We start from the raw sequence: 24,389 nt of genomic DNA, 5'->3' as shown, positions 1-24,389 counted from the left end.
GTGCGGATTTGGACTATCTCCGTCGGCTGGGCCTGGAAAAGGGTAAACCTCTGACGCCTCTTAAGGTATGTCATGCCAAGTCTGACTGGAAACTAACCAATCCTTTGACTCCTGCAAGTGTAAGAGGAGACAAGAGGAATGTTTGTTTCACAAACAATTTTCTGTATCTTACATATTGCAAGCTGGGTTCTGATAAGCGTGTACTTGGTTTCATGAAATTGAAGCATGGTAATAAGGAAGCCGTTTCCATATTGGAGTTTGTCGGTACAAAAATAGATCAGTTCCGCTACGTTGGAAAAGGCGGTAAGAAAGATCTTAGTGAACCGGCAGAACCTGCTGAAGAGAGCAGTGGTAATAAAGGTGGCCCGGGTCGGAAATCTAAATATGGTCTTGAGGAGGTCATGGTCTTTTATAATATGGTACAGTCGAAAAAATGTACATACGAAGATGTTAAGAGGGATTATGGTATTTCGAGAAGTGCGATAAGGAAAAGGGTCTATCGTGCCCGTATAGCATATGGTACACATGGGTGATAAAAGATTACAATAGAATGTACAGATAGTGATATTATTTCATGTGTCTTGTTGTCTGTGAAAGGGGAGGACAAATTCAAAGGGGATAAATGTTGTGGATTGTATAAATTGCATACAATCAGAAAGATATAAAAAATAAAGAGATGTGGGTGATTTGTCCCCCTTTCGTGTCTCGCTTCCGAGTACATGTCAATTTTTCACTGACCGATTTATAGTACATGATCAATGACACTACTTCGAATGTACAGGTCTCTGCTTTCATTTATCCTACTTCGTCTGCTTGAAAAAACGAAAGGCAACTATTGAAACTTATTCCTTCAACAATTGCATTGTCTTCTCTATCCCCGATACTCACTGAGATCTCATCTTCATCAACTCCCTTTTGTATTATGAGCAACTGGACTCTGCAATATTTTTCTGCATCCAAACTACCCTTTAACCAGTCTACAGGATGCAACATTTTTGTGTCCACGAGAACTACTATTATTATGAAGTGGTTAATTAAATAGTATAGTTCGTAACTTTTATAGAGATGATGGTAGCTCCATCGTATTCGGTTTACAGGAGCCGATTACAAATCACTTTGTGCTGCCTTGATGGAAACCGATAGGTAGTGAGCGACAAATGAAAGTCATCCCAAAAGATGGATAGGTGAGTTATAGGGAGATGAATGAGAATGGACTATTGCTGAAGCATCGTTATTGCGTAAGTAGAAGTCACATCAAAACCAAAATCTAAAAGTAATTTAGGGGTAACTGTTGGGGACACCTGTTTACCAACGCTAGATGTGCGATGTAAATATGGCATGAACCTGCGTAGGCTCTATAAAGGAAGGTGAGAAACAGCTATGGAATGCCAAGAGAAAATACTAACGCATTGACATGCAAGATAGAAAGTACTGTTGTTCGTATCTGTGTCGGGTTGTTCTGTAGTAATGATAAAGCTTCTGTAATGGGAGTATACCAACCGAATCATGGCTGGGATGAAGATTAACAGACGAGGAAATTGACGGCTGGTATCCTTGGTGGAAAACTCTTGATGAAAATGGCAATCAGCTGGGTTATGGAAGGATAGCCAAACTGATTGGAGTGAGTAAGAATGATGTGAAAAATGCTTTTAGAAAGTATGAGAAAGAAATCGGATTGAGTTAATACAGATAAGAAGGACACCACACACCGGCGCTCTCCTTTCTCTTTTTTAGGGGTGTAAATGCCACTTTACAGGAGTGTAAATGCTGAATGTATGAGTTTTCGATTAATTCAGCATATTATAACGAATTGCATTGTATATCAATTGCTTATATATGAAAAAAAACTATCTATCTCTTAGAGGGGGTAAAACGTTGCACCTTGAATATGATAATGGGCGTGATGACAATAATTCATCGGCCTTTACACTTCTCTATTCCATGTATAATTTGTTTTTTAAATCTCTCTCTTTTTTAATAGTAAATGCACAGACATACATTTTGCCAAAACAAGAGAAAAGATTGTATGTCATAATGTTCAATTTGAAAAAGTCGAGACTGTCTAACAAGTCTCTTTTTAACGATTTCTCCCTATCAGAACAAGGTGATTTTTTTTCTCGGGTTGTTAGACAGTCTTATTTTTCTAAAGAAGAGTGCTTTACAAATCCTCTTAATATCAAAGTCTTACATGAAAAACTATTTGGTCACCTTGTAAGTTCCGCTTCCATAGTTCTTTGACTTTATCTCTCCGGGAAGAGTTACGGTGGCGGTCACACCCTTAGGAATGGTGAATTTCCAAATCCAGGTGTCTCCTTCATATTTCCAGGCGCTTTTGATGAGTCCGGCGGCGGAACGGTATTTGGCAGTTACGTGTCCCAATCGCTTGTCTGGAATGGGCTTCATAATGATATGCTTGAAGCCGGGGGTGACAGGATCGGCTGCGATGCCGGCAACGGTTTCCCAAATCCATTCACACACACATCCGTAGGCATAATGATTGAAGCTGTTCATGCCGCGTGGTCCCATTCCTTTGTCTATCATATAGCTGTTCCACCGTTCCCAGATGGTGGTAGCTCCATTGTCCACAGAGTACAGCCAGCTTGGATTCTTACGTTGGAAGAGCAGTTCATAGGCAATGTCTTCCATGCCATTCTCCGTGAGGGTAGCCATGAGGATGGATGTGCCCAGGAATCCGGTCTGCAAGCAAAGATCGTGTTGTGCGAAGTTTTCGCGCAGGCGGTCTATCATCTTCGATTTGGCTTCGCCTTCCACAAGTTGGTTCTTCAGGGCGAACAAGGCAGGAGTTTGCATAGTGTTGAGGATGGCGGTTTTGAAGGTGCCGTCCTCGTTGAGGAAGTTCTCTTTGATGTATGCCTTTGCCGAATCAGCCATTTGCTGGTACTTGCCGGCATCGCGACCGGTGGCGGCGGCCATGTCCCGCATCATGAAAGCATCTATCACCCAGTAGGAAGCACTCAAATAGTTCCAGTAGCTGATGGCATCAGGAAGCGGACCTTGGGGAGAAAAAGCCAGTCCGCTGCAGCTTTCCAACGGTTCATAGCTCAACCAGTCGGCCCATTGGTAGTTGCCGTTCTCACTGCAGAGGGTCTCATGGTTATACTTGGTGTCGTTGATATGGTTCATAAACAAGTTCATGGCGTTCCAGTTTTCCTCGATGATTTGCGTATCACCGAATTGTTTCCATACTGTCCAAGGTACGATGATTCCGGCATCGGCCCAACCCAAACGCATTTTCTCATCGCCGTATTGTGCCAATGGAGCCACTCCGGGGAATCCGCCCAAACTGTTCTGGGTATCGCGCATGTCACGCATCCACTTGTGGAAAAACTTCATGGTGTTAGCAAAGAACGTACCAGTTTCTGCAAACACTTGTGTGTCTGCTGTCCATCCCAGTCGCTCGTCTCGCTGCGGACAGTCGGTAGGTATAGACAGGTAGTTGGATAGCTGTCCCCAATAAGTGTTGGAGATGAGCTTGTTCACAAGGTTGTTGCCTGTGGTGATAATGCCGGTCTCCAGTTCCTTTGTGATGGAAGTGACGGGTATGGACTTTAACGACTTGATGGCGACATTTCCGGTGGCAGTTATGGCGACATAGCGGTAGCCGAAGAAGGTGCAGTGAGGATAATAAGTCACATAATTATTTCCGGCAGCAAAGGTGTAATCCAGACGGATGCCGGTGTGGGGGATGCGCAGATTTTCGCGGTGGCAGCTTCCTTCCGGACCGTCCATGCCGCGAATCTTGGCACCATTGCCGTCATTGAGCAACTCTGCGGGAAGGCATGTCAACACTGTTCCCTCGGCAGCTTTGAATACGAAAGAGGGTACACCGGCACAATTTTGTCCGAAGTCCACCACTAATGTCTCTCCCGGACTTACGGTCATCTCCGTGCCCGATGTGAACTCACGGGTGATAATCACCTTACCGAACTCATTCTCCTTCGCTCCTTCTATATTCTTCCAGGCATATGCTCTGACAGGAGCGAGGGCGAGATCTGTGCGCAGGTAGACTTCTGCTCCGTCCGAAGGTAGGATGTCGCCAGAGAATTCGGTATTCTCTTCGGGAATGGAGAGTTCATCCACACATTCGTAGCCCATCGGTTCGCGTGCATCGTACTCTTCTCCGTCAAAGATACCGGCATGTTTCACTGGGCCGGCAATTCCGGCTTTCCAGTTTTTAAGGTCAGTACCGTAGCGCTTCTTGCTTCCGTCAGAAAAAGCCAGTTCCAGAACACCGCGGAAGGCACATTTCTTGCCTATCATACCGTCATGTCCTCCGGGGGTTATGATTTTGTCACCCCACCATCCCGGCGTCACCTGTACGGAGAGCATGTTTTCGGCGTTTGGTTTGGTACGGATGATATCTGTAATATCATAGGTGAAAGAGCGTTTGGTCTTGGCATAGTGTGTGAAACCCGGTTTCAGAAACTCCCTGCCTACAGGTTTCCCATTCACATATAACTGGTAAACTCCTAGTCCAGCGGTCATCCACTTGGCGGAGACAATTTTCTGTTCGTTTCTCACGGTGGATACGAACCAACTCGCGCCATCGGCTGCGCGCCCGTTGTTATGTCCTTTCACTACAGAAGCGTCTACTGCGGAAATCCATTTGGATTCGTTCCAGGCTGATGCTTCCAATGCGTCGGTACGTTTTCCGACTTCGGTTGCGTTTATCAGTCCGCTATTCGAGAAAAATGCGAGAATCATTATCGGGATAAGATTCGCAAAACAATGGAGACTCATTTTCATACTTATATGTAATTTTTAATATTAAAAGATTAACTTGGGAATGTCGTTTTAGTTTTACGGAATTTGCACAACAAAATTACAGAATTATATGATATGACAGACGATTTCTGCATTTTTTTTGACTTAACGATGGTTTCTATTCAATCTGAAACTGACTCATAAGTTCGATCCGGTTGAACAGGTGGCAGGAGCTTTTTACGTTGGATGATCGATTATCGGGCAAAACTATGATTATTAACAAATAATATAATAAATACATTCATTCTGTTGTATCAATTGTTTGTCAAATAAGAAAAGAAGATGCCAATTATTCATTGTAATCATTCTCTGTTCTTGACACGAGAAACTCGAATAAACTCTATTTAAGTTTTTAATAAATAATGAGGGGCTATAAACGGTGTTCAAGTCTATTATAAACTCTTTTTTGACATTTTCAATATTTGAAATGGAATTATTGCAACAGAAATGAGGTCATACCAGCATTTTGAGACCTCATGTTATTTATATTTTTTCATTTTGATACCATAATATCAAAATCATGGATAGCTTTTATTCTTTTATTTCCATTATGTTTTCGAAATAAGTTTTCCAGCTTGATTCAGAATAAGTTATATCGGTTCCGGCAAGTACATAGAGTGTGGCTCCTTTCGTCAAATCCGCACTGAAGAAGGAGCTGTCAAATGAAACTTAGGAGGAACAACAGATAGCATCGTAATTGTTTTATTGGTGCTCCATGGAATGTAATGTCTCCACTACCTAATGTGACATTGGTGAGGAGAGAGCGATTGGCAAATGCACCTGAACTTATCGTCGCAATATGCTTAGGAATGATAATATGGGTTAAGGAACTGCAAATATAGAATTTTGTATGGCTATAACCTTCATTCTCTCAAAAATCACTGACGGATAAAACTTTTTAGTGTTGACAAAGAAGAAGGAGGAGATATATTTTTCTGTTTATCATATATTTACGTTCTTGCATATCTTATTATTGGGGCAGACAAAATTAAGCAGGAAAAATGCTAAAAAAGACCTATTTGGTCAGTCGCTTACGTTTTAACCAATTTATTGCTATATTTGAAAACAGGATTCAAGTATAAAAACTGAATCCTGAAGTTTTCTATTTACACAAAATTATGGACAGTGCCTTTTCAAATTCTATCCGATACGGTAAATGTAAACAATTACATCAAATACTTATTGCATCTGCATTGAATTTGTTGCTACCAAGAATGAATAGAGGGCGTTAATACACGCCCTTCCAATATTTGCACTAGGTCTAAATGGCTTCAATATCAGCGGATGACATTCTCCCAGTCAAACATGTCAAGCTCCGGAATATCTCTAATAGAAACTCCGATCTGTTTGAACAAAAACAGAATCATTCGTTTTTTTATTTTTTAGATAAAACCATCTTCTATTATCAATACACCCCTGAGGTTTTTGGGGAAGTTCATCTATTGAGGTAATACCAAGTGCTTTATGAAGAAGTTTTTCATTAAGCTTTTTCTTCCCTTTTATGTAAAACAAAAGATATTTATCTTTATATTTAATCAAATCAGAAGGAAGCTGCGGTTCTTCTTCCTCGGGAATATAAGTATTCCAGTTTGCTGAATAATAATATAACCAGTAATCTTTTGTCTCGTACTGATAAACTGTAATAGTCAAGTGTAATTGGTAACTTTGTCTCGTCAAAAATCGGAAAAGTAAAATCGACATGATTCTAAAAAAAATAGCATTGTAATTTTGTGGTGCGAACTACTAATTACAATGCTATGACCGAGACTTCCAATTAAAGAAGTATCTGATGTGGTACAAAGTTAACGAATTATTTTCAGATGGCCTAAATAAGATACAAATAGGTCAATCCTTAGGTCTTCACCGTCAAACGGTGGCCAAGTATCTGTCCATGACAGAAGAAGAGTTCATTTCCAGCCAGAGCTATGACCGTCATTACGGTCATAAACTTGACGGCTATGAATCTTATGTAGTCAATGAGTTGCGCAAGTGGCCTTTTTTGTCCGCTCCGCAACTCCATGACCGCTTGAAAGAGCATTTTTTGGATCTTCCCTGCGTAATCCCCAAAACGGTCTTCAACTTCGTCAACCGGTTGCGTTTAACGCACCATCTTCCCAAGGAGTTTGAAAAGAGTTACCGCCCCTACGAGAAGCAACCCGGGACTCCCTATGGCGAATACGCCCAATGCGACTTCGGTGAACGGTGGATGAAGACACTTCAGGGACAGTCTTTAAAAGTGTATTTCTTTGCGATGTGTCTGAGCCGCAGCAGGTATAAGTTCGTCTACTTTAGCCGTACACCGTTTACCACCGCTCTTGCGGTTTATGCCCATGAACTGGCTTTCGAGTTCTTCGGGGGAGTACCCCGAAAAATAGTTTATGACCAGGACAAGATGTTTCTTGTCAATGAAAACCTTGGTGACCTGGTGCTTACCCGCGTTTTCCGCACCCTTGTCCGTGAACATGGCTTTGAACCCGTGTTCTGTCGCAAATCCGATCCCCAGAGCAAAGGTAAGATAGAGAATGTCGTCAAATATGTGAAGTACAACTTCCTTCGCGGCCGCGAGTTGGTTGACATGGACCTGCTCAACAAGGTAAGTCCTTGGCTGGTTGGAACGCACGGCCAACGGCACGGAACATCACGGCATACGTCGTGTCCCGTCTGAGGAGTTTGAGACGGAAAAAGCACACCTCATGCCTTATAAGGGAGTCCCGACTGTTCCTTGCGAAACCCTCTTGCCGCATCACGTGCGAAAGGACAACGTGATAACCTACCGGGGCAATTATTACAGCGTTCCCACAGGCACCTACCACGGCCATCAGACGCTGGTCTATATCGAAGAAAAAGAAGGCCGGCTATATATCTACAGCCATGAGACAGGCAAAACCCTTGCCGTTCACAAAATAAGCGGAGATAAGGGGCGTCTGGTAAGCAATACCTCCCACCGGCGTGACCGCGAAGCCTCGCTGGATGATTATGAGGCTTTTGTACGCAAAGAACTTCCCGCAAGCACGGTGATTGATACATATTTATCACAACTACGTGTGCATAAGGCCCGTAATTACCGCGACAGCCTCCAGTTTATAGTCCGGCGCCACGCGGCATACTCGGATATCACGCTTACCGAAGCTTTTGACGAGTGCCTTAAAGCAGGTGTCTTCAACGGATGCAGCCTGATGGAGGTTGCCGAGACCCTCAGGATCCGTAAAGGAGCCCCCCCATTGAGGTCCGGACGGAAACCGAGCCGGTTCCCGGGGCTGATACATCCGCCATGATCCCCGAGAAAACAGACATATCCACCTTTAACACCCTTTTCGTATGATAACAAACGAACAAATCAAAAACCTGTGCTCGCGTCTGCGCCTGTACGCTCTGCCACGCCTGCTGGAATCAGAAGCTCATCTGGCGCAGGAGCAGGGAAAAAACCATGTAGAGTTCCTGCATGACCTGCTCTCCCGCGAGGTTCAGGAAAGAGACAGCAAGGACTTCCAACGGCGGCTGAAAGCGGCGGCCTTGCCGGCAAGACACGACCTCGACCTTTTCGACCACAACTACTCGCAAGGTATAACCGCACCAAGATTGCGTGAACTGCGCCGGCTGGGGTGGCTCGAACAGAATTACAACCTGATACTCATGGGACCTTCCGGAACAGGTAAGACCTTTATCGCCGCAGGACTCGTGTACGAAGCTGCGGGGCAGGGATACAAGGCGTATATGGTCACGATGGAGGATGTCATAAACACCATCAAGATGAAAACGCTGATGCCTTCGGCCATGAGCGCATACAACCGTCTGCTCAAAGCCGACCTGGTAGCCATCGATGACATAATGCTCTTCCCGGTGAAAAAAGAGGATGCCGCAGGATTCTTCAATCTGATCAACACGCTTCACGAGAAAGCCTCACTGATAATTACCACGAACAAGGCACCCACCGAATGGGGCAAAACGCTGGATGACGAAGTGCTGGCTTCAGCAATACTGGACAGGCTGTTATATCACTACGAGGTCATAAAACTCACCGGGCAAAGCTACCGGATGGGAAACCGAAAATCCATTTTTGAAGAGGAAAAAGACACATCTTTGGCTGGGGGTACCCCCAGCCAAAGATGACCGACATTAAAATGTAATCAATAGTATAAACTGATAGTCTCTATTATTAGATGGTGATTTAACTTTACCGAAAAATGACGATTTAAAATTTGCTTATTACATCAAGACTTGTTCTGACAGTTTGTTTACTATCTTACAAAAAAAACTGTCCGATGACATTTGCGAATGTTACATACATTTCCTCACTCTTACAACCGAATGAAGTTTTATCAGCTTCATTCGGTTGTATTGTTTCCTGATTTTGCAGCTGATACTTTCTTGCGACTGTTATACCTTCTATAAAAGTCTGCATGGGCGTTTCCCGAAACAGTACTTCCCAGAGTGGGTTCTTTCCGTGTTGTAAGAGTTCATCCATGTGTCAAGGTCATTTTGCAGTTGTTCTATAGTGGCATAGATTTTCTTTCTGGATGCGATGGCATAGAACTCGTTCTGCACAGTTCTGTTGAACCGTTCACAGATACCGTTTGTCTGCGGATTTTTTGCCTTGATTTTCGAATGGTCTATATCCTCTACAGCCAAATACAGTTCATACTCATGGTTTTCTCTGTTCTCACAGTATTCCGTACCCCTATCAGTGAGCATACGCATCAACTTCAAGTCATATTGTTCGAAAAAAGGAATGACCCTATCGTTGAGCATATCAGCAGCTACAAGTGCATTTTTCCTATCATATAGCTTTGCAAACCCTATTTTGGAGTAAGTATTTATGACAGTTTGCTGATAAATGTGTCCGACACCTTTAATATATCCCACATAATAAGTATCTTGTGCGACAAGAAAACCGGGATAATAGGTTTCGATTTCTCCATGAGCTTGTTTTTCCTCTTTCGCTTTTTCCAATGCCGCTACCTGGTTCTCGTCAAGGACGATACCCTCTTGTTCCACTTTGGTGGATAATGCTTTCAGCGTTTTTGGAAAGTCTCCATATCATGTCGTAACCATATGGAATGTACCCCTCCCGGCGAAATAAGAATACCTTTCTTACGGAGTTCATTAGATACACGGACTTGTCCTAATGCGGGGTTGTCTATTGCCATTTGTACAACAGTCTGTTCGATATGTTCCTCCACACGGTTCTTCATGACCGGTTTACGGCGGGAAATCTCCTGCAAGGCAACTTCACCGCCTTGTTCGTACAACTCTTTAAAACGATAAAAACTGTCACGGCTATAGCCCATAATCTTGCAAGTTCGTGATATCTTTCCTAACTGTTGGGAAAGTTCTAGCAATCCCAGTTTGTTCTTAATGACTTTTTCTGCTGTCGTCATAACTTAATCTGTTTTCTATTACAAAGTTATTCTTTTTTATGCGTAACTGTCAGATTAAGTCTTGACTAATTCATATACAACAGAACAGCATTACCAATTACAGAACGATAATTACGACCTTCCAAATACATATTTTACAACCTTGGCATTAGCTTGTTTTTCTTAAATAAAGTCTCTTTCAATATAGATATCGGTTACTTTCATTGCTTCATCAACATGATTTAATGCCGAGTGGACTGTGTACTTATCAATGCCAACTTTATTGAGGGCAATGGTAGCCCATGAATGTCGTGCTGCATAGAATTCTAAATTATCTACTTTTAACAATTTGTCTATTTCCTTCAAGCCTACATTGATGGCTCTGTTAAGGTTGTTGGCTGTATTGTACATTTGATAGAATCTGAATGCTTTTTTACCTGTGTAATCTTTGTATTTCTCCATGAGAAAAGATAGGATAGGAAGAATTTTACTTTCATTTTAGCTTTATCAAGCCTTCTGCCTGTCGTTTTACTCCTGTTATAAGTGATTGTATTGTCTTGGAAAGCATTACAGCTATGTAAATCTACAGAGTTCATACCTATTAAACAGAAGGATAGAATAAAAGAGTCTTTAGCTAAGTTGAACGGGCGGATTCTTTCCTTACCATTGGCGTTGTAGATATAGGGCAACTTTAATATTTGATTAATTGTTTCTGCTGCCAATGCTTGTTTGCGTGTAGTTTCCTGCTTAGGGACTTCGACATGTTCAAATGGAGAATGTGGTATCAGAATTATATTCCTATCATAATCGTTGTACTTCTTCTTGGCTTCATTAAACAAGTGTCTAATACTTCCTAAATAGAGTGAAACAGTTCTATTGGAGGGAATTCGTTTTCCTTGTTTCTGTAATTGAATGACTTTTTTTCTCTTTTGAGGTTGAGGTATGTTTTGAAACCATTAAGGAGTTGAGAGGTCACTTCATTTGTCTTTAAATGCTCCTTGCCTAAATAGCTTATGAAAGAATTGAGGGCAGACTGATAATTCTTCTTTCCTTTGATATCTGTCATCTCCAACCATTCCTTACAAAACAGAATGAAGTCTATGGGCTGTGTCTGCTCTCGTTTTGATTTAAGGAAAACTAAAATATCATTTAAAGTGTAGTGATTTATCTCTAACTGGAGTTTGGTACATTTTTCTTGGTAAGTACTGATTAGCTTATCCACTTCTCTCTTTACGGTAGTACCTTCCTTGAAATTGAAAGATTTGGTTAAATCCTTAGAGGTTACAAACAGACTGCTTGATAGCCTTTTAACCTTTCTGTCCTGTGTAAATCTCACCTTGACATTGTAAGTTCTATCACTTCTTTGTTTGGCTCGTTGGACTTCTGCTTTGATTGTTAACATCTTAATCTATTAATTGGGGGTCAACAATAGGTCAACAACAAGGAAGATTAAGCAATATTTAGCATGATTTCAGTCTCCAAATAACCACTACCAACAAAAAGAAACCCCTCATAAGTACTTAACTTATAAGGGGGGGGGTGGAAGACCGGACTCGAACCGGCGACATTCAGAACCACAATCTGACGCTCTAACCAACTGAACTACATCCACCATGTCTGCGTTTCTCTAACGCGGTGCAAAGATAGATATTATCTTTAAATCTCCAAAAGATTCTGCTACTTTTTTTTATAAAAAAGATATTCTTTTATTCCCTGATTATGCTTGTTGAAGAGGGTTCGCGCATCATTTGTGAAGATTCTCAGAGAGTTACGAGCATTAACGGGAATGGAGTCAGAGGGGAGATTGATGGGTAGTAATTGATGATTTTTTTTTCCCGATTGAATCGGACGAGCTGTCCATACTAAACTATATTCACAATGATTGAGTCGGATGGTACTATCTTTTACTAATTCCATTCTGACCATCAAGCCGCCATCTGTGCGACGGGCAGACATGTTGGAAATATAATTTCCCAATGAGTAAACTACAAGATGTTTCTCTTTTGTAAGACTGTCTTCACGAACTTCAATAGGTTGTACGACATGGGGATGAGAACCAATAACATGATCCACTCCTTTTTGAAGCAGCCAGTCAGCTAAAAACTTCTGTTTTTTGCTAGGGAGTGACTGGTATTCGATTCCCCAATGCATACAGGCAATAATTGCGTCGGGATTCAGTGCTTTGCTTGCTTCGATATCTTTAGCTATGATTATTGTATCAATATAATTGACAATATTGGGGGGAGTGACAACGATTCCATTGGTGCCGTACGTATAGTTGAGCATGGCAATACGGAATCCGTTTTTCTCTAATAAAAGGGGATATTTGTTTTCACGTTCTTCAGAGTTGATGTATGTTCCGGCATGTGGAATATTCAAGGAATCTATAAGCTGTATGGTTCGTTCCAGACCTTTTCTGCCACGGTCGAGACTGTGGTTGTTAGCGGTTATCAGTACATTGAAACCGGCGTTATGGATGGCCGTCAGATATTCATCGGGAGCGCTGAAAGCAGGGTAGCCTTTGTATGGCTTTCCTCCGAGGGTTACTTCCAGGTTAGCTATCGCAAAGTCGGCTCTGCTTATTTCTGCTTTGACATATTCAAAATAGGACGAATAATCGTATCCTCCTTCTGTGGTGCGTGCAGCATTTATTTGTCCTTGATGTTGCATGAGGTCTCCTACGAAAAGAAGCGAAAGAGTATCTGTTTTCAGGCTGTCTGTTGTCGGTATTTGTACGGCAATGGTATTCTCTTGTGCTTTGCCGATGCAGGAGAATTGTGTAACCAAAAGAAGGGATACTAATAGTTTTTTCATGGATTCAAGAGGGGTTTATTGTGTCTTTTCGAGAATAATTTTACCTGAACGGATAGCAAACAGAAGGGGAGAGGGAGATTGTAGTTCTTTTCATAGTAGTCAGATTTAAGGGAGAGAAGGACAGTGAAAGTTACTTCACTGTCCTTCCATGTATTACTTATAAATAGCTTTTTTGCCGGCTAAAAGTGTATTTTTCATTAGCGATACAATTGTCATCGGTCCCACACCACCCGGTACAGGAGTGATGAAAGAGCATTTGGGTGCTACTTCGTCAAACTTAACATCCCCTGTCAACTTGAAACCGGATTTTTTGCTGGCATCCGGAACGCGGGTAGTACCTACGTCGATAACTACTGCACCTTCTTTTACCATTTCTTCTTTCACAAAATTAGGTTGTCCCAAAGCGGCGATAATAATATCTGCTTCCTGGCATTCCTTTATCAGATCTTTGCTACGGCTGTGGCATACAGTAACGGTTGCGTCACCCGGATACGCTTTCTGCATCATCAGAGAGGCCATTGGTTTGCCAACTATGTTACTGCGACCGAGTACTACACATTTCTTTCCGGAAGTTTCTATCTGATAACGTTTCAGCAGTTCGAGAATACCGTTAGGAGTGGCAGATACGTAGCAAGGAAGTCCGATAGACATACGTCCCACATTGATAGGGTGGAATCCGTCTACATCTTTACGATAGTCGATCGTCTCGATGACTTTCTGTTCGGAGATATGTTTCGGCAACGGGAGCTGTACGATAAATCCGTCTACGTCATCGTCATTATTCAGTTCGCGTACTTTTGCGAGTAGTTCTTCTTCGGTCACGTCATTTTCATAACGGATCAGAGAGGATTTGAATCCACAAACTTCGCAGGCTTTTACTTTGGCAGCTACATAGGTTTCGCTGCCGCCATCATGTCCCACAAGAATTGCTGCCAGATGCGGGCGTTTGCCGCCACGAGCTACAATTTCGGCTACTTCAGCTGCAATCTCTTGTTTTACTTGTTCGGAAATGGCTTTTCCGTCTATCAGAGTCATATTTTCAGAGTATTTATTGGTGATGGACAAAAGTAAAATAAATAACTGAACTCTCCAAAAGGATTGGAGTTTTTGTCAGGAGATGAGGCTTGGAATGTGTTGAGGGGGAGTTGGCGCCGAGCGAAAAATAGACTGCGATACAGTCTGGTTTATTGGTCAGGAAAATAGAATCTTTTACTTTATTCATTCAGAATATGTTTTTATAGAGGTATGTGCAATATTTGCGTATCCTTACTCTACTGCAAAAATAAAGAGGTTGTGTCAAAATGCTGGCACAACTTTTTTTTATGCGCAAAGCCCAGACTTTCCCAAGCCCGGGCTTTGTTATTACCTAATTTTTTTGTAACTTTAGGCATTACATTTTCGTTATGGCAAAGTTACATTTTCGTCCTTACATTCCCAACCAAACCGTTCTTTTTCCACAAAGAATTGATGAAAACATAGCTGCGAACGACCCTGTCCGCATCGTCAATGCAGTTGTTGATAATCTCAATCTTGATAATTTCAAGAAGCTTTATAAAGAAACTGGGCGCTCAGCCTATCATCCTAAGATGATGCTCAAGGTCATTATCTACGCTTACATGAACAATATCTATTCCTGCCGTAAAATCGAGAAGCTTCTTTTGCGTGACATCCATTATATCTGGCTTGCCGGTAATGAGCATCCGGATTTTATTACCATCAACCGTTTTCGTAACCGTGTAAAGGAGGAAATAAACAACGTATTCACGCAGTTGGTTCTTGTCCTTGCCGACAAAGGTTTCATCAGTCTTGACGTGGAGTATATCGACGGTACCAAGATCGAGTCCAAGGCCAACAAATATACTTTTGTCTGGCGCAAGACAGTCGAAAGGAACCGTACAAGGTTGATGGATAAGATCCGCATCCTTCTGGAGCAGGTGGATGAAACCATTGCACAGGAGAACTCCGTAAAAGACACATCCGTGGAGTTCACTCCCTCCATGCTCTCGGGCATAGCGAATGAACTTAAAGAAGCCCTGGAACACCGGCCTGCAACAAAGGACAAGGAAGAAAAGAAAACCCTGCGGGAGAAAAAGAAACAGGTCAGGGAACTTGAAGGGTATCGTGACAAGCTGATGGAATACGACAATCACCTTGATGTCCTTGGAGAACGTAATTCCTATTCCAAGACCGATCCTGATGCCACATTCATGCGCATGAAAGAAGACGCCATGAGGAATGGGCAGACCAAACCCGGATATAATTTGCAAACAGGCACTGAAAACCAATTCATCATAGACTTCCGACTGTTTCCCAACCCTACCGATACGCTGACCCTCATTCCTTTTTTCCACTCCTTCCGGCACCGCTATAACCGCTTACCTGCTATCGGTGTGGCAGACTCCGGTTACGGCTCGGAAGAAAATTACCGGTTCATGCAGGAGAACGGGATAGAAGCCTTTGTCAAGTACAACTACTTCCATAAAGAACAGCGTCCCCGTTATACGTCCAACCCGTTCCATGCGGAAAGTCTCCATTACAATGCGGAAGGGGATTATTACGTTTGTCCGATGGGGCAGCACATGAACCGCATAGGAACCAAACGTGACAGAACGGTGAGCGGATACACCACCGAAAGTGCCCGGTATAAGGCACAAAGATGCGAGGGCTGTCCTTTGCGTGGAAGTTGTTTTAAAGCACGGGGGAACCGTATGATAGAAGTCAACCACCGGTTAAACCAATACAAACGACAAGCCCGGGAAAGGTTGCTCTCAAAAGAAGGAATCAGGCATAGAGGCAGGCGGTGTATAGAACCGGAAGCTGTTTTTGGACAAATGAAATACAACATGGCATACAGAAGGTTCCGGCATGTGGGAGAAGACAAGGTGACAATGGACTTTGCCTTCTTTGCCATAGCTTTTAATATCAAAAAGATGTGTGCAAAACTGAGAAAGGCAGGAAAGGGACTCATTACATTTGCTAAATCTATGCTTATTGGGCTATTTATAAACCGCTACAAGTGGAAGATAGCAACGTCTTACCAAATGAATCAGAAAAAAGCATCATAAGCAAAAGAAAATATAGCAGGACTGTAAAACGTAAAAAAAAGGTTGTGCCAACGTTTTGACACAACCTCTTCTATCTGAAACAGAATAAGATTCTTTCTTACTTTTTCATTTTCGGCATCATCTTGCCCATTTTGCTGCTGGTCACCATCTTCATCATTTTGCGAGTCTGGTCGAATTGTTTCAGCAAACGGTTTACTTCCTGAATAGTCGTTCCGCTACCTTTGGCAATACGTGTGCGACGTGAGCCATTCAGTAATTCCGGATTAGAACGTTCTGCCGGAGTCATGGAATAGATAATAGCTTCGATGCTCTTGAAAGCATTATCGTCAATATCGATGTCTTTGATTGCTTTACCTACTCCCGGAATCATGGAAGCGAGTTCTTTTAGGTTACCCATCTTCTTGATTTGTGCAATCTGGCTGAGGAAGTCATTGAAATCGAACTGATTCTTGGCAATCTTCTTTTGCAAACGTTTTGCTTCTTCTTCGTCATACTGTTCCTGAGCACGTTCTACCAATGAAACGATGTCACCCATACCAAGGATACGGTCTGCCATACGTGCCGGATGGAACTGGTCGATAGCATCCAGCTTTTCACCTGTACCTACAAACTTAATCGGTTTGTTGACTACCGAACGGATAGAAAGAGCTGCACCACCACGGGTATCACCATCCAGTTTAGTCAGTACTACACCGTTAAAGTCAAGTCGTTCGTTAAATTCTTTGGCAGTATTTACGGCATCCTGTCCTGTCATGGAGTCTACTACGAACAGAATTTCGTCCGGATTGATAGCTTCCTTGATAGCGGTGATCTCGTTCATCATCTGCTCATCTACAGCCAGACGTCCGGCTGTATCGACGATTACGAGGTCATATCCTTTGGCTTTAGCTTCCTGGATAGCATGTTGTGCAATCTCTACCGGATTTTTGCTGTCCAGCTCTGAGTACATCGGAACTTCGATTTGTTCTGCCAGCACACGCAATTGTTCGATAGCTGCCGGACGGTAAACGTCACAGGCTACCAGTAATGGCTTGCGATTCTTCTTTGTTTTCAGCATGCGTGCCAACTTACCGGAGAAAGTGGTCTTACCCGAACCTTGCAGACCTGACATCAGAATAACTGCCGGACGGGATTCGAGGTTGATTTCTACAGTTTCACCACCCATTAACTGAGTCAGTTCGTCGTGCACAATCTTCACCATCAACTGGCTTGGCTTCACAGCCGTAAGTACATTCTGACCGATGGCTTTTTCTTTCACCGTGTCAGTGAAAGTTTTCGCAACCTTGTAGTTAACGTCGGCATCAAGCAATGCCTTACGTACATCTTTCAGCGTCTCCGCCACGTTAATTTCGGTGATTTTGCCTTCACCTTTCAGAATCTTGAATGACCGTTCTAGTCTTTCACTTAAATTATCGAACATAGTTGTTTAATTACGAATTAATATTTGAGCCTGCAAATGTACAAAAATCTCTTGTATTTATATCTTTTTATTCTGCCATTTTGCTTTTTTGAGATAAATATAGCTTGTTAACAGCAGTAAGGTATAGTACAGAATCTCAATCGTAAAGCAGATTTCGATCGGTGCTTTGAGCCACATTCCGACAAAAACGATGTAGGAACCATAAATGGCAATCGTGATTGTTTCGAGCAATAAGGCTGCCTGTGTATTTCCTGTTCCGGAGATACCATTGAATACGACATTGGCTACTGATGCTATGAGCATGGCGCAACAGATGACATATACCGAAGGTACGGATTCTGTGATTAACGCTGCTTCGCTGGTATAAACGGAGAGCAGGAACTGTGGAAACAAAACCGACAACCCTACTAATCCGAGCATAATAAAGAACGAAAATCGGGCTATTTTATTGATAAGCGGCATGACGTACTGGATACCTCCTGCACCAATCGCATTGCTGACAAGGCTGTTAGTCGTCGTTGCCAGTGCATTTACCGGAATCAGCAGTACGACATAGATACTGCGGACGATGTTGGCGATTGCCAGTTCCCGCTGTCCCAGCCGTTCTACGGCAACAAAGAACACGAACCATGTTGCCATCGACAAGAAATATTGAAGCATGGTGAAGCATGAGATGCTGAGAATACGCATCAGCAATGCCGGATCGAATGAGCGGAGACGGTTCAGACCGTATTTTTTCAGGTCGACACTGATATACGTATAAATCAGGAAGAAAAGGATGGAGGAAGCTTCTGCCAGTACGGAAGCGATGGCGGCTCCTTTGATACCCATTTCCGGCAGACCGAATTTACCGAAAATCAGTGCATAGTCCAGTATTACGTTGGTCAATGCCATGACGACGGCATTAATGGTCAGTACTTTGGTACGGGTGATACCGATGTATAGTGCACGGAACATCACATTGATAAACGAGAAGAAGAATCCGTAAATACGCCAGTCCAAAAATTCCATTGTGCCTTCGTAGATGGATTCGGAAGAAACCAGTAACCGCATGATATTTCCTCCGAACGCTTTGGTAAAGCCGAACATCAAGATGGCTATCAACAGAAGGAACATGACTCCTTGAATCATTACCGGTCCTACATCACTGTAACGTCCTTCTCCATTGCGTCGTGCAATGACGATCTGTGAGCCTGTACTGAATCCGAAAGCGATAGTAAATATACATATATAGAATAGTCCACCCATGGCCGAAGCTCCCAGAGCCACTTCGCTCACGTGTCCCAGGAAGGCGGTATCGGTGACATTGATGACATTTTGCGCCAGCAAGCTAAGTAGTATCGGATAACTGACACTCCAAATCTGTTTGTTGGTATACATAATTAAGCGTTTAAGTTTACAGTTTGCAAAGATAGTGCTTTATTCCGATTCTGAAGCAATGGGATAGGCGAAAACAATTTCCGAACCTTCTGTTCCTTGTGCATTAACTTGATAGATTCCTCCGAAATAAGCCAGCAGTAACTGGTTGATTTCATGCCGGATAATGCTCTCCTGTGAGGTGAAATTCTCGTCTGCCAATGGAGAATTGAGAATACGGAACTGAAGCATTCCGCCATTCCGGCTCACTGTAAAGTAGATGATTCGTTCCTCCGGTTGTTCTTCCGGTTCATATTCTTGCGGATAGGTCAGAGTGCTGAGTAATGCATGTCCCAATCGGGTTGTATCCGTATGAAGGGAAAGTGAGTCTACTTCCGAAGTGAATCGGATTTGAATACCTGTCTTTTCATTATTCATGCGTGCCATGTAGCATACTTCGTTACAAAGTGCGACAGCGTCATAGTCTTGTATCTGGAATTTCATCATTTTGGCTTCCAAGCGTGACAAATCGAGTACATCATTGACAAGTCGCATTAATTTCTCTGAACTTTGGTGGATAATTGCTGAATATTCTTCTCTTGTATTTTCGTCTATGTTTGGTTCGCTGGCTATGAGTTGTGAGAATCCTACTACATTATTGAGCGGAGTCCGGATGTTATAGCTCATATTTGACAGAAAGCGGTTCTTGATTTCATTGGTCACCCGTACTGTTTCCGCTGCTTTGCGTATTTCGCTTTCTGAGTATTTCAAGGCTTTTCGAATTTTGAAGAGCCGAAACAGGGAAATGAACAATACAATCAGAATGGCAGTGATTGCCACCAGGCTGGTCAGGCGGATCTGATTGGTTTGTTTTTGTTGTTTCAGTTCTATCTTGTCCAGATTGTAGCTTTTTTTGATTTGCTCCATTTGGGTGTTGGAGAGTGCCATAGCAGCTGAGTCTTTGATGGCTAGTGCCTGCTGATAGAGAGTCGTAGCTTTGTTATAGTCTTCAGCTTCTACCCATATTTTAGCCTGTTTTAGCAGTTGTTCGGCATAGTCGCTGGTAAAATCCTTCTTCAGCATAGTTAATGTAGTATCGATATAGGCTGATGCCTGCTGGTATTGCTTGATACTCTGATAGTATTCTGCATAGATGTCGTAGTAGAGCACCTTATACATGAAATAGGTATTTTCAGTCAGATACTTTTTAGATTTTTCTATATGTGAATAGGCTAGTAGGGGTTGATTGGTATTCAGATAATAATGTGCGTAGAAAATCTCATTGAAAATGAATACGTCAGCAAAACCGTCTTTTAAAGATGGGTTGTCGATGATGAATTTGCGGAGTACACTTTCCAGTTCTTGCAGGTACTTCAGTTGCCTGTTATTGTCTTTCATTTCTTTGGTTACGGATATGAGCTGAGACAATACGGAAATATGGACTACTGCATTGCCCTTTTTCGGAAGCAGCCTGTATGCTTCTTCCAGTGCTTTAAGACCTTCGTCCCAGCGCTGGCTACCGATATAAGCATTGGACAGACATTGGTAAGCAGCTACGGTGCCTCGGTTGCTGTTGGTGTTGAGGGCTTTCTGCTTCATTTTGTTCGCTTCGCTGATGGCGAGCTCATATTGTTCGGTAAAAGTATATAAATCAATTTGGAAGCGTTGAGCATCGAAAAAATAATCCCATAGACCGGATCTCTGGACATACGGTTCTATTCGTACTATCCATTTGGCTACACTATCCTGTTCACTGCGATTGTAATAATACAATAGATGATAATAAGCGGCTAAACTGGCATATTTGTCATTTTTTAGTTTTAATGCTTCCTGCATCAGCGTATCTGAATATTGGATACATTTGTAGTTGTTTTGCTCTATCTTAATAATATCATTCAGGGTAGAGAGACGGGTTGTGTCATGCGGCAGTGTCTGCAACACTTGTAGTAAACTGTCTGAGGCTATGTCGGTGTTTGCATGACCCGGCAACAGACAGTAACAAGTAATCATCAGTAGTATGAGTCGTTTCATCTGGTTTCCTCCTCTTTTATCTGCCCTTGGCGAATCGGGTGTGTGAACAGAAAACGTGCTCCTTTGTCATAGCCCGGGTCAATCCATATTTTGCCTCCCAATTGTTCGATAATGAGTTGACAGATGGACAATCCGAGTCCTGTGCCCTGTGCGTTTTCATCGAGTTTCTCGAAGCGGTTGAATATCTTATTCTGGTTCTCCTTGGAGATTCCGCAACCGGTATCACTGACGGAGAAGAGTGCTGTGTCTTCCGTTTGTTTTATCAGTTCCAGTGTGATCGTGCCTTGTGTCGTAAATTTCGTAGCGTTGATGAGTAAGTTGATTAATACTTGTTGGAGGCGGGCACTGTCCGTTGTCAGTTTCAGCGAACTGAGAGAGGTGGAAAAGCGTACTTCTGCCTGAGTCTGCTTTATTTTTTCAACCATGTCAATGACATTTCTGCACAAAGCTACAATATCACATTCCTTGAATTTGAATTTCATTTTTCCGATTTCAAGGCTGGATAAATCGATCACGTCATTAATCAGTTTGAGTAGTAATTCCGAGTTTTGCTGGATGATATCATTGCATTGCTGTTTCGTTTCATTATCAATGGATTCTTCTGTCAGAATGGACGAAAAACCGGATAATGCATTAAGAGGAGTGCGAATCTCATGGCTCATGTTGGAGAGGAAAAGACTTTTGGTATGGATAGACTTTTCTGCTTGTTTCTTTGCTTCTTCCTGCTCCCGTTGCGACTGCAAAAGGCGATTGTTGTTACGCTTGATATGGAAAATGGCGCTGATGATCAGTACTACAATAATCAAGATAACGGAGAGACTCCAGTAATAAAGATTTTTTTGTATGTTTATATAGTTATGTTCACTTTTGTCTATCTGATATAGGGTATGCAGTTCGTTTATCTGTCTGAGATAGCTTTGGGCATCCAATGAATCTTTGAGATTATTTATTACCTCATACACCTTGCATGCCTCTTGCTTTTCACCCATAAGTGCTAAAACTTTGGCACGTTCCTGCAATAACTGAACGTGCCTGAATAAAGCGGACTTTTTTGTTATTGCAAGTAATTCATCATATTCTTTCAGTGCTTTATCATATTCTTTTGATTCAATATGATAGCTGGCGTACATATAGCTGGAAATCGAAAAATAGTATGGATATGGATATTGCTTGCAGATTGTATCTAATTGTTTCAGACACTCTAATGCCTTCGGGAGCATATTGGTCTGGATATAATAATATGCATAGCTACAAGGCAGATAAAAGTCATTAGGCAAACCGGATTCCTTGTGGTAGAGGGATTCCAGGTATGAAAAATCTTTCTGGATATCTGCCATTGGTTTAAAATTGAGTTCGCTCAGAATCAAATAGAACATACTTGTTTTAAGGTATGAATTGCTTGCGGGAATTTTCTGCATTATTTTCAGAGATTCTTCATAAGACTCCATGGCAGATTGAAAATTTCCTGAGCTTTGATAGGTATCTGCAAGAGCGCGCAGTGCCAGTGCTGTTCCGAAAGGATAATCTATTGTTTTGGCTTGCTGATACATCGAATTTGCGTTGTTGATTGCCAGGCTGATATTGCCTTCTGTGACTAATGCCTGAACTGCCATCATTTTCAGTGGAAACAGAATATGGTATTCTTGCCGCTTTTCTAATTCAGGACTTAAAAGCTTTTCCCATAAAATGATGCTGTCTGTGGTAATGTTGATATCTGTATAGAAAGAAAGGTCATAATCGACAAGTGGTTGCAGTGAGGCTAATCGTTCTTTATTCAGGTTTGTTGCATGGAGAGCCGCCGATATAAATATGGCTGCAATTGTTGCTGATATATGCTGTAAATTACTGTTCACTATTTTGTTTGTTCGTATGGTGATGTGCAAAAGAAATAAAAAGAGTGAAGACTGGCAAGGAATCTTCACTCTTTTTTATAGAATTATTTTCTTTTGATGATTTCACGTGCTCCAGGACCTTCGTGACTGGGGTAGCCGGGAGTGTGGTTTCTGCACCGAGGGTCGGCATCTACTTTCAGGCTGCGGTAATCATCTTTGGAACGTGTGATATAATCGTTCAGCAGAGCACGGTGCTCGGCGAGTATTTTAGAGTATTTAGGGTCCTTGGCAAGATTTTTTCTTTCACCCGGGTCTTTTTTCATGTCATATAGTTCTTCTCCGTTTCCTTCCAGATAATGTGTGTATTTGTATCTGGGACCACGCACCATACGTCCGGGAGTAGTGACGTATTCATATTCGCTGTGCCATTCGGAAACAACGTAAGGATGGCTTTCCTGTTGTTTCTCTCCTCTTAGAGTCGGTGCAAGGCTGATGCCGGCTTTTTCTGCCGGAACTGCAATGCCTGCCAAATCGCAAAGGGTAGGCAAGAGATCTAATGTAGGTTGTGTCAGAAGATGATCTACAGGCTTTTTCTGCTGTTTGATGCCGGGACCTGCGAAGATAAACGGAACGTTGGTCATTTCATCATAGAAGCTGATATGTTTGGTCACCATGCGATGAGATGCCATACCGTCGCCGTGGTCTGCCAGGATTACGACAATGGTGTTTTTTCCGGCAGGGGTGGAGTAAAGGGCTTTCAGTACGCTCTCTACTTGCTTGGATACCATCTTGGTATAATGCTGGAAAGCAGCGATATAATGGCGATAGTTTTCTTCGCTCCAGTGGGCAGCCTGTGTCATGCGGCGGTGGCTGCAACAGATATACTGCACGGGAGTAGGAATATTACTCCAGTCTTCTACATCAAAGTTGTCCGGCAATTCGGGTAGGGGACCGTTGATGGGGCGATCTGTGTGTACACCTGCGTTTTCACCGATGAATCCGCAAATGTTATGTGGGTTTTGGAAATCCGCAATGCAAATAAAGGGTTCTTTAGGCGGATTGTTGAGGTAGGCAACTGCATCTTCACAGGTACCTACATCTAGAAAACTGTCATTGTTGACCGGAAATTCGGGATCGGTAAATGGCTTGGCTACCGGTTCTTTATGTTTGAAACCTCTCAGTGAGCCCATGTCATGAGTCTTTCCGAAGTGTACAGCTTCATAGCCGCTTTCGGAAAAAAGGCTTCCCAGTGTCGGCACGCTTTCCGGCAGGCGTGTGTTGATGGGTTCGCTGGAATTTGAACGTACATTAGTTTGATGGGGCATCATGCCGCTCCATAGTGCTGCACGTGAAGGCTGACTGAGGGGGCAGCCTACATAAGCGTTAGAGAAGATCACTCCTCTTGATGCAACTTCGTCAATGGGAAGTGTACAGCCTTGTGTATGCCCGTAAGCACCTACTACACGTTGTGTCAGATGGTCGCACTGGATAATCAGAAAGTTAGGCTTTTCTTGTGCCTGAGCCGCTGCGCCACAAAGGGCCAATCCCATGAATGGATAAATTGTTTTCATTCTTGGTTAGAATTAAGTGATTGATTTTGTAGCAAAAGTAGGAAAAAACAAAAAGCAAAAAAGAGCAGGGAAGTGCTTTTGGACGTAAATGAAACTAATTTGTACAAAAATGAAAGATGCGATGAACGATTTGTGGAGAACGGCGGATGTTTGCGATG

At 42.6% G+C, this 24,389-nt stretch carries 16 protein-coding genes, 1 tRNA gene and 2 pseudogenes; 6 read left to right on the top strand and 13 right to left on the bottom strand.

From position 1 onward, the window contains the following. Window positions 1-8 precede the first annotated feature (8 nt). On the top strand, window positions 9-533 hold the full coding sequence (locus K6V30_RS21650) for a hypothetical protein (protein WP_117615708.1): 525 nt from the start codon (window positions 9-11) through the stop codon (window positions 531-533). A gap of 852 nt (window positions 534-1,385) precedes the next feature. Beyond that, window positions 1,386-1,526, top strand: coding sequence for a hypothetical protein (locus K6V30_RS21645; RefSeq protein WP_153880781.1), 141 nt, complete (start codon window positions 1,386-1,388; stop codon window positions 1,524-1,526). A gap of 670 nt (window positions 1,527-2,196) precedes the next feature. Here K6V30_RS21645 and K6V30_RS21640 read toward each other — a convergent pair. The 3 genes from K6V30_RS21640 to K6V30_RS21630 all read right to left on the bottom strand — a co-directional run bounded on the left by K6V30_RS21640 (window position 2,197) and on the right by K6V30_RS21630 (window position 6,486). Then, entirely contained in the window at window positions 2,197-4,767 is a 2,571-nt protein-coding gene (locus K6V30_RS21640; protein ID WP_055271810.1) for a family 78 glycoside hydrolase catalytic domain, read from the bottom strand. A 676-nt stretch (window positions 4,768-5,443) separates the two neighbouring features. Then, on the bottom strand, window positions 5,444-5,623 hold the full coding sequence (locus K6V30_RS25440) for a leucine-rich repeat domain-containing protein (protein ID WP_109115327.1): 180 nt from the start codon (window positions 5,621-5,623) through the stop codon (window positions 5,444-5,446). Between the two features lie 488 nt (window positions 5,624-6,111). Continuing rightward, window positions 6,112-6,486 carry a hypothetical protein gene (locus K6V30_RS21630; RefSeq protein WP_055271812.1) on the bottom strand — a complete coding sequence of 125 codons (375 nt, stop codon included), beginning with the start codon at window positions 6,484-6,486 and terminating at the stop codon, window positions 6,112-6,114. Window positions 6,487-6,574: 88 nt separating this feature from the next. Between K6V30_RS21630 and istA the strand changes: the two genes are divergently transcribed. The 3 genes from istA to istB are packed head-to-tail and all read left to right on the top strand — an operon-like array spanning window position 6,575 to window position 8,895. Then, on the top strand, window positions 6,575-7,450 hold the full coding sequence (gene istA, locus K6V30_RS21625; RefSeq protein WP_081030984.1) for an IS21 family transposase: 876 nt from the start codon (window positions 6,575-6,577) through the stop codon (window positions 7,448-7,450). Between the two features lie 28 nt (window positions 7,451-7,478). Then, complete coding sequence (locus tag K6V30_RS21620; protein WP_055271814.1) at window positions 7,479-8,060, top strand: hypothetical protein; 582 nt, start codon at window positions 7,479-7,481, stop codon at window positions 8,058-8,060. A gap of 43 nt (window positions 8,061-8,103) precedes the next feature. Further along, entirely contained in the window at window positions 8,104-8,895 is a 792-nt protein-coding gene (gene istB / locus K6V30_RS21615) for an IS21-like element helper ATPase IstB (protein ID WP_055271816.1), read from the top strand. Window positions 8,896-8,991: 96 nt separating this feature from the next. Here the strand turns inward: istB and K6V30_RS21610 are convergent. The 5 genes and pseudogenes from K6V30_RS21610 to folD all read right to left on the bottom strand — a co-directional run bounded on the left by K6V30_RS21610 (window position 8,992) and on the right by folD (window position 13,991). Next, a pseudogene (locus K6V30_RS21610) lies at window positions 8,992-10,163 on the bottom strand (IS481 family transposase). A gap of 162 nt (window positions 10,164-10,325) precedes the next feature. Next, window positions 10,326-11,544 (bottom strand): annotated as a pseudogene (locus tag K6V30_RS21605) (tyrosine-type recombinase/integrase). Window positions 11,545-11,679: 135 nt separating this feature from the next. After that, window positions 11,680-11,755 (bottom strand) — tRNA-His (locus K6V30_RS21600). Between the two features lie 64 nt (window positions 11,756-11,819). Further along, complete coding sequence (locus K6V30_RS21595) at window positions 11,820-12,956, bottom strand: CapA family protein (RefSeq protein WP_055271817.1); 1,137 nt, start codon at window positions 12,954-12,956, stop codon at window positions 11,820-11,822. Between the two features lie 153 nt (window positions 12,957-13,109). After that, window positions 13,110-13,991 (bottom strand): bifunctional methylenetetrahydrofolate dehydrogenase/methenyltetrahydrofolate cyclohydrolase FolD, encoded by an 882-nt coding sequence (gene folD, locus K6V30_RS21590; RefSeq protein WP_055271819.1) that lies wholly within the window; start codon window positions 13,989-13,991, stop codon window positions 13,110-13,112. Window positions 13,992-14,359: 368 nt separating this feature from the next. Between folD and K6V30_RS21585 the strand changes: the two genes are divergently transcribed. Then, window positions 14,360-16,021: an IS1182 family transposase gene (locus tag K6V30_RS21585; protein ID WP_010536421.1), complete on the top strand. Its 1,662-nt coding sequence runs from the start codon at window positions 14,360-14,362 to the stop codon at window positions 16,019-16,021. Between the two features lie 97 nt (window positions 16,022-16,118). Here the strand turns inward: K6V30_RS21585 and ffh are convergent, their stop codons facing one another. From ffh to K6V30_RS21560, 5 genes are all read right to left on the bottom strand, one after another. Further along, window positions 16,119-17,441, bottom strand: coding sequence for a signal recognition particle protein (gene ffh, locus K6V30_RS21580; protein WP_010538855.1), 1,323 nt, complete (start codon window positions 17,439-17,441; stop codon window positions 16,119-16,121). Window positions 17,442-17,498: 57 nt separating this feature from the next. After that, a complete protein-coding gene (locus K6V30_RS21575) occupies window positions 17,499-18,821 on the bottom strand; it encodes an MATE family efflux transporter (RefSeq protein ID WP_010538854.1) in 1,323 nt (440 codons plus the stop codon). 39 nt (window positions 18,822-18,860) lie between these two features. Next, window positions 18,861-20,828, bottom strand: a complete 1,968-nt coding sequence (locus K6V30_RS21570; RefSeq protein WP_055270860.1) for a tetratricopeptide repeat-containing sensor histidine kinase — start codon at window positions 20,826-20,828, stop codon at window positions 18,861-18,863. Next, the gene (locus tag K6V30_RS21565; RefSeq protein ID WP_010538852.1) at window positions 20,825-22,681 is read right to left on the bottom strand and encodes a tetratricopeptide repeat-containing sensor histidine kinase; all 1,857 of its coding nucleotides are present in this window, start codon (window positions 22,679-22,681) and stop codon (window positions 20,825-20,827) included. The genes K6V30_RS21570 and K6V30_RS21565 overlap by 4 nt, the downstream gene beginning before the upstream one ends. Before the next feature lie 83 nt (window positions 22,682-22,764). Further along, window positions 22,765-24,231 carry a sulfatase family protein gene (locus K6V30_RS21560; protein ID WP_055270858.1) on the bottom strand — a complete coding sequence of 489 codons (1,467 nt, stop codon included), beginning with the start codon at window positions 24,229-24,231 and terminating at the stop codon, window positions 22,765-22,767. Window positions 24,232-24,389: the final 158 nt, after the last annotated feature.

The organism is Bacteroides faecis (assembly GCF_020091505.1).
Lineage (GTDB): Bacteria > Bacteroidota > Bacteroidia > Bacteroidales > Bacteroidaceae > Bacteroides > Bacteroides faecis.
This window is presented reverse-complemented; position numbering and strand designations above follow the sequence as displayed.